General features: G+C 71.8%; 12 protein-coding genes. 3 read left to right on the forward strand and 9 right to left on the reverse strand.

The window, feature by feature from the left end; translation table 11 throughout:
- Nucleotides 1–35: 35 nt before the first annotated feature.
- Together G6R25_RS18160 and G6R25_RS31840 are read right to left on the reverse strand one after the other, a co-directional pair.
- Nucleotides 36–1,097, reverse strand: coding sequence for an RNA polymerase sigma factor (locus G6R25_RS18160; protein WP_235948956.1), 1,062 nt, complete (start codon nt 1,095–1,097; stop codon nt 36–38).
- 255 nt (nt 1,098–1,352) lie between these two features.
- Entirely contained in the window at nt 1,353–1,916 is a 564-nt protein-coding gene (locus G6R25_RS31840) for a YciI family protein (RefSeq protein WP_235948957.1), read from the reverse strand.
- A gap of 118 nt (nt 1,917–2,034) precedes the next feature.
- Between G6R25_RS31840 and G6R25_RS18170 the strand changes: the two genes are divergently transcribed.
- A complete protein-coding gene (locus G6R25_RS18170; RefSeq protein WP_163553942.1) occupies nt 2,035–2,949 on the forward strand; it encodes a glutathione S-transferase C-terminal domain-containing protein in 915 nt (304 codons plus the stop codon).
- Between the two features lie 148 nt (nt 2,950–3,097).
- Here the strand turns inward: G6R25_RS18170 and G6R25_RS18175 are convergent, their stop codons facing one another.
- The 6 genes from G6R25_RS18175 to G6R25_RS31845 form a co-directional block, all read right to left on the reverse strand.
- Entirely contained in the window at nt 3,098–3,379 is a 282-nt protein-coding gene (locus G6R25_RS18175; protein ID WP_136449334.1) for a WD40 repeat domain-containing protein, read from the reverse strand.
- Between the two features lie 18 nt (nt 3,380–3,397).
- Nucleotides 3,398–4,042 (reverse strand): WD40 repeat domain-containing protein, encoded by a 645-nt coding sequence (locus G6R25_RS18180; protein ID WP_163553943.1) that lies wholly within the window; start codon nt 4,040–4,042, stop codon nt 3,398–3,400.
- Nucleotides 3,996–4,361: a hypothetical protein gene (locus G6R25_RS30760; RefSeq protein WP_419469376.1), complete on the reverse strand. Its 366-nt coding sequence runs from the start codon at nt 4,359–4,361 to the stop codon at nt 3,996–3,998. Before G6R25_RS30760 ends, G6R25_RS18180 begins: the two co-directional genes overlap by 47 nt.
- On the reverse strand, nt 4,270–6,303 hold the full coding sequence (locus G6R25_RS18190) for an NACHT and WD repeat domain-containing protein (protein ID WP_163553945.1): 2,034 nt from the start codon (nt 6,301–6,303) through the stop codon (nt 4,270–4,272). The genes G6R25_RS30760 and G6R25_RS18190 overlap by 92 nt, the downstream gene beginning before the upstream one ends.
- Before the next feature lie 26 nt (nt 6,304–6,329).
- Nucleotides 6,330–6,968 (reverse strand): toll/interleukin-1 receptor domain-containing protein, encoded by a 639-nt coding sequence (locus G6R25_RS18195; protein WP_235826457.1) that lies wholly within the window; start codon nt 6,966–6,968, stop codon nt 6,330–6,332.
- A gap of 105 nt (nt 6,969–7,073) precedes the next feature.
- A complete protein-coding gene (locus G6R25_RS31845) occupies nt 7,074–7,289 on the reverse strand; it encodes a hypothetical protein (RefSeq protein ID WP_136449347.1) in 216 nt (71 codons plus the stop codon).
- Between the two features lie 116 nt (nt 7,290–7,405).
- Here G6R25_RS31845 and G6R25_RS31850 point away from each other — a divergent pair, with 116 nt between their 5' ends.
- Nucleotides 7,406–7,708 carry a hypothetical protein gene (locus G6R25_RS31850; RefSeq protein ID WP_205447227.1) on the forward strand — a complete coding sequence of 101 codons (303 nt, stop codon included), beginning with the start codon at nt 7,406–7,408 and terminating at the stop codon, nt 7,706–7,708.
- A 141-nt stretch (nt 7,709–7,849) separates the two neighbouring features.
- Entirely contained in the window at nt 7,850–8,014 is a 165-nt protein-coding gene (locus tag G6R25_RS31855; protein WP_205447228.1) for a hypothetical protein, read from the forward strand.
- A gap of 21 nt (nt 8,015–8,035) precedes the next feature.
- Here G6R25_RS31855 and G6R25_RS31860 read toward each other — a convergent pair whose 3' ends face one another.
- Nucleotides 8,036–8,749 (reverse strand): alkaline phosphatase family protein, encoded by a 714-nt coding sequence (locus G6R25_RS31860; protein ID WP_205447224.1) that lies wholly within the window; start codon nt 8,747–8,749, stop codon nt 8,036–8,038.
- Nucleotides 8,750–8,925: the final 176 nt, after the last annotated feature.

The raw sequence follows: 8,925 nt of genomic DNA on the forward strand, positions 1-8,925 counted from the left end.
GCGGCGGGTCGGATGATCGACCCGCCCCGACCGCATCAGTCATCGAGCTCCCGCAGCCGATCACGAAGAAAGCTCCGTTCCACCGCATTGTCGGTGAGCCGCAGCGCCTCCTCGTAGGCATCGCGCGCCTCGGCGAAGCGTCCCAGCCGCCGCAGGAAATCCGCCCGGGCGGCGGGCAGGTAGCCGTACCCGGCCAGTTGCGGCTCGACGGCCAGCATGTCGAGGGCGGCGAGACCGGCGCCCGGACCGTCCGCGAATCCGACCGCCACCGCGCGGTTGAGCGCCACCACCGGGGACGGCCAGGTCGCGACGAGCAGGTCGTAGAGCGCGACGATCTCCCGCCAGTCGGTGTCGGGCCAGCTCGACGCGTCGGAGTGGACCGCGGCGATGGCGGCGGCGAGCGCGAACCGGCCCGGTGGCCGGTGCCGCAGCGCCTCCCGCACCAGCCCGATCCCCTGGTCGATCGCGGCCCGGTCCCACCGGCCGCGGTCCTGCTCGGCCAGCAGCAGCAACCGGCCGTCCGGGCCGACCCGGGTGGCGCTGCGCGCGTCGGTCAGCAGGATCAGGGCGAGCAGGCCCGCCACGTCGGGGTCGGCGGGCATGAGCGTGCGGAGCATGCTCGCCAGGTTCAGCGACCGTTGCACCAGGTCACGGCGGACGAGGTCAGCTCCGGCCGGCGCGGTGTGGCCGGTGGTGAACAGCAGGTGGACGACGGCGAGGACGGCATCGACCCGGGCCGGCAGCTCCTGTGCCGCGGGCATCCGGTAAGGGATCCGCGCGGCGGCGATCTTCTTCTTGGCGCGGGTGATCCGGGCCGCCATCGTCGTCTCGGTGACCAGGAACGCCCGGGCCACCTCCGCAGTGGTCAGGCCGCACAGCAGCCGTAGGGTCAGGGCGATCCGCGCCTCGACCGCGAGCGCCGGATGGCAGCAGATGAAGATCAACCGGAGCCGGTCGTCGGTGACCCGCAGCGGGTCGCCCGGGTCGGGGACCTGGGGTTCCGGCTCCACGGCGTCCTCCACCAGCAACGGAAGCGCCCGCCGCAGCGTCGCGTCCCGGCGAAGCAGGTCCAGCGCCCGCCGACGGTCGTCAGCCACGCCCCCGGCCGGGCCGGGATCCCCTCGTCGGCCCAGACCTTGAGGGCCCGGGCGTAGGCGTCCTGCACGCACTCCTCCGCGACGTCGAGGTCGCGGCTGACGCGCGCCGTCGCAGCGAGCACGAAGGCCCACTCGCGGCGGTGCGCGTCCGCCACAGCGGCAGCGACCGCGGCATTCACCTCAGCACCAGCCGCGTCCCCAGCACCAGCCCCGTTCCCGTCCCCGACCATCGCCTCAAGCCTCCTGAGGCACGAGTCAGTCGAACGTCCTCACCGGGCGCACCTCGACGCCGCCGAACAGCGCCGGCACCTGCTTCGCCACGGCCAGCGCCTCGTCCAGGTCGGCCGCCTCGATCAGGTAGTAGCCGCCGAGGGCCTCCTTCGTCTCCGCGAACGGGCCGTCGGTGGCGGTGAAGGTGCCCGCCGCGTCCTTGCGGATGGACGTGGCCGTGCCGGCCGGCTGCAGGGCGTTCCCGCCCCATATGACGGCGGCGTTGTTCTCACCAAAGGCGATGTGTTCCTTCATCACCTGATCGAAGCCGGCCTGGCCGGCGGCCTCGGAGGCGGCTTCGGAGGCGGCTTCGTCCTCGTAGATCAGAACCAGATACTGCGCCATCACGCGATCCCCTTCGTCGGCGACCCGCTTCGCCGGGCCCCTCATCTTCACCGACGAACGGACGACCGCCGGATCGACACCGGACCGACGGCAATGTCCGCCCGACCGGTCCGGCCGATCGTCGTCTGTTCGGCGCACCCGCAGGTGGCGCACGGTCATGCTGCTCGACCAGCCGAGCCCCGACCTGGTGGCGCTGCAGGCCATTGCCACCGTCCACGCATCTCTGCCCGGCCGATCGGAATAGCGGAAAGCTCGTCGGCCTTGAGAAGGACGGGCCGCGACCGGCATGGCCGCTCCAGCAGCGCCCCCAGGAGGACGCTCCATGTCCCAGGCCGCCGCCGTCTCCCAGACCACTAGGCCGGTGTATGCCAGCCCGACCGATGTGGCGACCTACGGCGAGTACACGATCAGATGGGACCCCGCGGACACCCGGCCGCTGTACCGGTTCACCGGGCGGATCACCGCGGACGGGTCGAGCGGATTCCCGGCCGAGCCGGGCCGCTACCACATCTACGCCGGCTGGTTCTGCCCGTGGGCACACCGCGTCACCCTCGAGCGCGCGCTCCACGGGCTCGAGGACGTCATCAGCGTCTCCTACGTCGATGGCACCCGCGACACCCGCGGCTGGGGGTTCCGCGAGAGCCACGGCCCGGACCCGGTCAACGGCTTCACCCTGCTGCGCGACGCCTACGAGCGCACGGAGCCGGGCTTCGACGGCCACGTCTCCGTCCCGACGCTGTGGGACCGCCAGACCGGTCAGGTCGTGTCGAACGACTTCACCAGCCTGGGCATCGACCTGGCCACCCAGTTCGGCCGCTGGTCGAACGGCGCCGACACCTACCCCGAGCACCTGCGCGCCGAGATCGCCGAGCTCGACTCCTGGATCGGCCCGGCAGTGAACCACGGGGCGCACCGGGCGGCGCACGACGACGCCGTCCGCGCGACGCTGCTCGACGCGTTCGCGAGGCTCGACGCCCGGCTCGCCGACGCCCCGTACCTGGCGGGCGGCCAACTGACGGAGGCCGACGTACGACTGTGGGTCTCCCTGGTCCGCTACCGCGGCCGCCGCCACGACCTGGCGACCCTGCCACCGCTGTCGGACTACCCGCACCTGTGGTCCTACGCCCGCGCCCTGTACCAGCTCCCCGCCTTCCGCGCGACCACCGACTTCTCCGCCTTCTCGGAGCCGGCCGCGGTCCTGGCCAGCTGGGAGACCCCGCCCGGCGACGACGCGTAGCGGCCGGTGCGGCCAGTACCGTCGGTGCCGTCGGAGAACGGGTGAATGCGATGTGCGCGCCGGGGAGCGCGCCGAACTACCGGAGCCCATGTTTGCGGTGCTCTTGCAGGTCGCAGCCGCGATGAAGGCGGGCCTGGCGGAAACGGCTCTACGGCACCGGTGGGGTGCCAGAGGCGGCTGGGGCCCAGACCAGGACTGCTCCGTCCTGGCCGGCGGAGGCGAGCAGCGTGCGCCCGCCCGACAGCGGAACGGCCGTCAAGGCGTTCACCGACCCGGAGCGGCCGCTGAACGGTGTATCGACTGGTCGGCCGGTGGTGGGATCCCACAGGCGCACAGTGCCGTCATAGTCGCCGGCGGAGGCGAGCAGGGTCCGGCCGCTGGCCAGCGGCAGCGCGACCAACGCCCGCACCGGGTCGGCGTGGCCCACCATCGGCCGACCGGTGGCTGGTTAGCCGATGGCCGGATCCCACAGCCGTACGACCCTGTCACCTCCGGCGGAGGCCAGCAGGGTGCGCCCGCCTGTCAGTGGCACCGTCGCCAGCGCGTTCACCGATCGGGTGTGGCCGATCAGCGGGGTACCCACGGGCTGGCAGGTGGCTGGATCCCATAGTCGTACGACCTCGTCGTAGCCGGCGGAGGCGAGCAGAGTCCGCCCATCGGCCAACGGCACCGAGACCAACGCCTCGACGGATCCGTCGAGGCCGGTCATGGGCATACCGAATGCCTGGCCGTTGACCGGGTCCCAGAGCCGCACGGTGGCGTCCCACTCATCTCCCGCGGAGGCGACCAGGGTGCGCCCGTCGGCCAGCCGCACGACCGCCAGTGCCTGAACGTGGTCGTCCTGGCCGGTCAGCGGTGAGTGGACCGGCTGGCCGCTGACCGGATCCCAGAGTCGTCCCGTCCCGTCGCGTCCGCCCGAGGCGAGCAGGGTGCGCCCGTCCGCCAAGGGCACCGTCGCCAGCGTGTTCACCGATCCGGAGTGGCCGGACAGTGGCGTGCCGGCCGACGCGGTGCTGACCGGATCCCACAGCCGCACCGTGTGCGCGTCATCGTAGGCGAGCAGGGTGCGCCCGTCGGCCAGCGGCAGCGCCACCAATCTGGTGGTCCAGACTGGGCGTGCGCCGCCGAACGGCGCGCCGACCTGGTGGCCGCTGACCGGATCCCACAGGCGGCACCAACCCGCGGCTCGCGGACGCGAGCAGAGCGCGCCCGTCGGCCAGCGCAACGGCCGCCAACGCCTCCACCGGGCCGCCGTGGCCGGTCAGCGGCGGGCCGACCGGGTGGCCGCTGACCGAATCCCAGAATCGCACCGTCTTGTCGTCAGCGCCCGAGGCGAGCAGGATGCGCCCATCGGCCAGCGGCACCGCCACCAACGCGCGCACCGTCCCACCGTGACCAATCCATCGGCGCACAGACCGGTTGGCCGTCGATCGGGCCCCAGAGTCGTATCGTCGCGTCATGTCCGCCCGAGGCGAGCAGGGTGCGCCCGTCGGCAAGGTGCATCGGGGCCAGCGCGCGCACGGCGGCGCTGTGCCCCGTCAGCGGCGGGCCGACTGGTTGGCCGTTGGTGGGATCCCACAGGCGCACTGTTCCGTCATGCCCCCCGGCGGAGGCGAGCAGCGTGCGCCCGTCAGCCAGGGGTACCGGCGCCAACGCCCACACGTGCCCGTCGAGGGTGCGATGTATGGTCCCTGCCCACATGGCGGTCTCGACGGTCCAGGGCCGGTTGGCGTGGCGCGCCGCCGTTTCGGCGAGAACGGTCGCACGGGTCCTGGACGCCCAGATGTGCAACCACCAGACAAGCGGATCGTCGGGGTGGACCGGCCATTCGTCGATCGCCCGTTCGTAGGCGTTGACGGCGGCGATCCCGGCGGCCGTCGTCAGGTCGCGTCGATGGCGCAGGAGGACTGCCGGGTCACAGGTCCGTAGGAATCCTGGGTCGTTGACCAGATCGTCGAGGAGCCCGGCGAGGGCGGCATGTTCGGGCAGGTTCGTCCGGGCGTAGCCCGTCGCCTCGGGCCAAACCCGTGCGTCGACGGGCCCATCGGGGATGAACGCGGCCACAATGCGCCCGTGGGCGGCGCGGCTCGCGGCGCTCAGCTCGAACGCGAGGTGGCGCAGGTCCTCGTCGTCGGAGTCGCGCAGCAAGGCGCCGGCGCAGAAGTCGCGCAGGCTTTGATGGCGGGGCAGGTAGCGGTCGGGATCGCCGTCCGGTCGGACTACCAGGAATGGACGGAACATTCCGCGAAGGAGGTTTCGGGTGACATTCTCGGGGACGCCCGCCCAGGTGGCGAGGGTGGCGGCCGGCTGGGGCTCGCGGATGGCGGTGAGCGCTGCCAGCAGCGGCAGGCCGTGAGTTCGCCAGTCGTCGTCGCCGAGTTCGGCGCGCCAGCGGGTGAGGTTGTCGGCGTAGTAGCCGGCGAGTCCCTCGCGGAGCTGGTCGACGTCGGCGGGGCTGCGGCGATGGCCGCGAATCTGGTCGAGCACGGACAGGGCATAGATCCAGACCCCGTCGGCACGATCCAGCAGGGTTCGGCAGAACCGGTCGGCCGCCAACCCGGCCATCCGCAGCACGTTGTCGATCGCCGGATCGGTGGTCGTGACGGTGACGAGGTAGTCGAGGAGATCGCGGTGGTTGGCCGTGCTCTCGACGTCGATCCGTTCGATCACCCGTGCCCCGGCGGGGATGGCGACAGTCCGCGGCCGGGTGGTGGCGATGATGACCGTGCCGGGCGGCAGGCTCGGCGGCAGACCGAGTGGAAGCTCGCCGGCCGCGGTGGCTGGAGCCTCGTCCAGGCCGTCGACGAGGAGCACCACCGGCGTGCCGGGTTCAACCTGATCCCGACGTTCGGCGGCCTCGCACAGCCGGCCGTACAACCAGGCCGTGGAGTCCGCCTTGTCGGGCAGGATGCCGCCGGGGGCGGCGTCTTCGAGCTTCCAGCGGGCGATCAGCTGAGCGGCCAGATTGAGGCGCGCGGTCTGGGGCGTGCGGCCTTCGGCCAGACGGGTGAAGTGTGCCGGCCAGGCCCTGGTGAAGGCGAGGTAGGTCGCCAGTGCCGATTTGCCCATCCCGGCTTCGGCTTCGATGAGCAGGTAGCCGCCCCGGCGCTGGGCCACGCTCCACGCGAGGAAGGTGGTGATCCGGTCGATCAGCTCAGCGCGTCCCCGGAACCGGGCTACCGGGTTGCCCGGCTCGGCTGGATCGGTGAGCGCCAGGTCGCCGGGAAGCGGGTCGAGCGGGATCGTGGCCTGCCGCAGCAGCTGAAACGCGCCCGCGAACCACTGGTGGATCATCTGCCCGTAGTTGACCCCGACTGCCTGCCCACCCTGCGCGGACACGTCCCCAACGGTCACCCGATCCTGCTCGGTGGCCACCGGTGCTAGCTGTTTCCCTGCTGCGTCTGCGGCGTCCGAATCTGGGCCACCTGGCCGTAGTTGACCCCGACTGCCTGCCCGTCCGGCGCGGACACGTCGCCGACCTGGATTCCGCCCGTGGCGCCCGTGGCGCCGGCCGACGGCGCGGTGTCCGCTGGGAACGGCGGAGGAGTCGGTGGTTTGGCCCTGGCACCGGTGATGGCAAGTTCGGCGGCCTGGAGCAGCACCGTCCTGGCCTGGTCCTGCGATCTGTCGAAGATGTCGATGCCCACGACCTGGGCGAGCACGCCCGGGCGTGGACAGTCCTCGACGCGGGCCACCAGAAGCTTGCGTTGTTCTCCGAGCGGGTCGGCCGCCCAGGCGGCCTGCCACTCCGCCGTGCCGAACACCGACCGGAAGTAGGCCCCAGACAGGACCGCGACCGTACGCGCCGACATCCGAACGCCATCGTCCATGCCTCGAGCCCAGTTGGAGCCCGGGACGAAGTCCCACGCCTGGACCAGCACCCGGTAGCCGGCGTCCTCCAACTGCCAGGCGATCCATTCCGCCCAACCCCGGTCCGCCTGCGTGTATGAGACGAAGAAGTCCCAGACCACGCCGCCATCGGCGGGTCCGGCCGAACTGCCCCCGTTGGTCACACTCACAGTGTGCCACCGGCAGAACAGACCGACCGGCCCATGCGAAGCTGCGGCGGGTAAACCCCAGACCAAGCCACCCCGCCCGTGGCTTGGTCTGGGGTCCGCGAGGAGTTAGTGGATGGCCGGTGCGACGTGCAGGGTTCGGGTGTGCTCGGTACGGACGGCGCTCAGCTCGTTCGGGTTGAGCCCGAGCAGCGCGAGGATGGTCGGGGCGATCGAGGTGGTCTCGACCGGAGCCGGGTCGACCCGGCCCGAGTGGGCGGCGGCACCGGATGACGACGAGCGGGACGTTGCGGTCCTGCGGGTCGGCGCCGCCGTGCTCGGCAATCTTGCTCTTGCCGCCAGTGTAGACCACGCCGTGCGCGACGATGCCGACGACGTCGGGATGGCGGACGTCACTCGCCGGGACGCCGAAGTAGCGGGCGGCGCCAGCGTACGCCGTGGTGAGCCCGGAGGCGGGCAGCGTGCGGCTGGCGCCGCTGATCGTGTTGCCGGTGGCGTCGTGGGAGAGCAGGAAGGCCCGCGCGAAGTCGGCGGCGGCCTGCGACCGGTCGCTCAGCCACAGCTGCAGGATGTCGTCGTCCGTGGAGAAAGCGACCAGGTCGGCCGCGCCGGGGTGCGCCTTCGCCCAGGCCGCGTTCAGCGCCTTGATGACGGCGCCGTCGTCGATGCGGGTCAGCGCGTTCGGGTCCGTCGGCGACTGGCCGTGCTTGGCCGACAGGATGATCGCGGTGCTGTCCGCCTGACCGGTCTGCCTCAGCTCGGCGACCAGGGCGCCGAGCTGGTGGTCGACGAAGTCGAGCGCGCGGGTCAGCAGCGGCCCCGGCTCGGTGCCGCCCGGCAGGTAACCGCCGGTCAGCCCGTCCGAGCTGGGCAGCTTCTGCGCGGTGGAGACCGTCTGGAAGTTCAGCCCGAAGATCGTCGGGGTCGGGACCCGGTGGGTGCGGCCGTGGTCGTACCCGTCGATCTCGTTGCGGACCGCGGTCACCTTGTACGCGTCGTACTGCTCGGTGGCCGCGTTGTCCTTCGTCCAGTCGTCGCCGGCGGGGTAGCCGAGGGCGGTGCTGTTGATCTCAGGGGTGAACAGGTCCTGGACGCCGGTGCCCGACGGGCCGTTGAGGATCTCGTAGGCGGGGTGCTTGTCCGACCAGGCGGTGCCCAGCCCGTGGGCGCGTGCCACCTCGAAGACGGTGTTCGCCGTGAGGTAGGAGTGCGGGTAGACCGGCTTGCAGGTCAACGGGTCGACCGGAAGCGTCTTCGGGTCGAGCAGCGTCTGGGGCGACCCGGTCAGGGACAGGATGCTGCCGGGCAGCCCAGGCGAGACCCTGCCCCGCGTCGAGGGAGCTCTGGTCGCGGTCGGCGCCCTCGGTGAACGCGACCTCGGCGCCCGGCTTCACCCCGGCGCAGGACGTCGTGCCGGCGGGCAGCAGGCTGTGGTTGAAGGTGTCGTCGTAGTAGATGCCCGTGGTCGCCGGATTGCCGCCCGTCACCTGAGCGATCAGCCCGGGGAACGAGTCTGACGGCACCGGGGTCGACGCGTGGGTGTACGAGACACCGGTGCCGACCAGGCCGGCCAACGCCGAACCCGGATGCGTACGGACATACGCGCTGAGATCCGCCTGGTGAAGTCCGTCCACGGACAGCAGCAGGACGTGTCGGGCCGGGGACCGGGTGTGCTCGGGTAACCCGGCCACCGCGGGCGTGGCGGCCGAGACCGCCACCAGTCCGGACAGGGCCAGCCCGGACGCCGCCATCCCGACAGCCCGTCGGGTGGGAGAACGCAACACGAATTCCTCCTCGAACGCACCGGACCATACCGGCACGCTCCGTATTGCTAGCCCGCCAGGATGGCCGATCGTCAACGCCCGAGAAAACCCCCGGGTAAGAAATCCCGCGCGATACGCCGAGTGTAACTGGTCAGGTATTTGTTTGATCTTGGGTTAGCTGGTTGCGGGCATCCAGG

The sequence above is a fragment of the Candidatus Frankia alpina genome, from assembly GCF_902806485.1.
GTDB lineage: Bacteria > Actinomycetota > Actinomycetes > Frankiales > Frankiaceae > Frankia > Frankia alpina.